Consider the following 1,122-nt stretch of genomic DNA (forward strand, 5'->3'; position numbering starts at 1 on the left):
CAATGCCCCAATTAGACGTATAGCTGATTCGCGGTTGGGAAATATCCTAATAACCCTTTCACGTCGGCGTATCTCTTCGTTTAGCCGCTCTAAAGCATTTGTAGTTCGAAGCCTTTTCCTATACCGTTCAGGAAACTCTAATACCGCTATAGCATCTTCAAATCCAGATTCTAATATGTCCATGGCCTTCGGTGCCTTTGCTCGATATTCCTCTAACACCTGGTTTAACAGCATTCTTGCCGTTTTAGCATCCGGTGCCTCTAATATAGCCCTTACCTTAGTATGTATTTCTTTTTGTAAAACTTTTGGGGTTTTATCGAGAATGTTACGCATAAAATGAGTTTGGCAGCGCTGCCAGGTCGCACCCTGAAAATATTTGTGAATAGCCCGGATAAGCCCATTGTGATGGTCGGAAACTACCAAATCTACGCCGTGCAAACCTCTTTGTTTGAGCCAAGAAAAGAATTCACTCCAGCTTTCTTCCGATTCACTGTCACCAATCATAAGGCCTAATATTTCCCGGTAACCTTCCTCATTCACACCAACGGCAATTAACAGCCCCCGCTGCCGAACCCGGCCATCTTCCCTAACTCTTATAACCATAGCATCTACTATTACGAAGGGAAATTTCTTTTCTCTAAGAGGCCTGGAATTCCAGGCTGTAACAATAGGGTCAAGGTTCTTGCAAAGCTCGGAGATTGTAGATTTTGAAAACTCGGTACCGCAAAGCTCGTAGGTTATTTCTTCAATTTTCCGTGTTGATACGCCGTTAACCACCATTTCCATTAATGCCAGCAAAAGGGCCTGTTCGCTTCTCTGGTAACGGCTGAAGATCTCAGTAGTTAGCTTACCGTTGCGGAGCCTGGGGACTTTAAGTGTTAGGGTACCGACTCTAGTAACAAGATTTCTCTGGTAGTAACCGTTGCGGTAATCCTGTCTTTCTTCGGTTCTTTCATAAGGTTCTGCTTTGATTTGTTCGGTAGCCTGGGCTTGGAGTATTTGGTTGAGTACGGATTCCAATAGTTTGGCCATCCCTTCATCTTTAGCTCCATTTAGAAAAAGGTGGTGCAAAATTTCAGAATCGATGGTAATATTATATTGAGCCATTTCTCATCCCTCCAG

The 1,122-nt window shown here is 43.8% G+C and carries 1 protein-coding gene; it reads right to left on the bottom strand.

Features of this window, described 5'->3' with window-relative positions; all coding sequences use genetic code 11:
- Positions 1-1,107 (bottom strand): IS256 family transposase (locus AN618_RS12395; protein ID WP_066355652.1); only part of this gene is annotated, 1,107 nt, incomplete at its 3' end.
- Between the last annotated feature and the right edge of the window lie 15 nt (positions 1,108-1,122).

It is taken from the genome of Fervidicola ferrireducens, assembly GCF_001562425.1.
Classification (GTDB): Bacteria; Bacillota; Thermosediminibacteria; order Thermosediminibacterales; family Thermosediminibacteraceae; genus Fervidicola; species Fervidicola ferrireducens.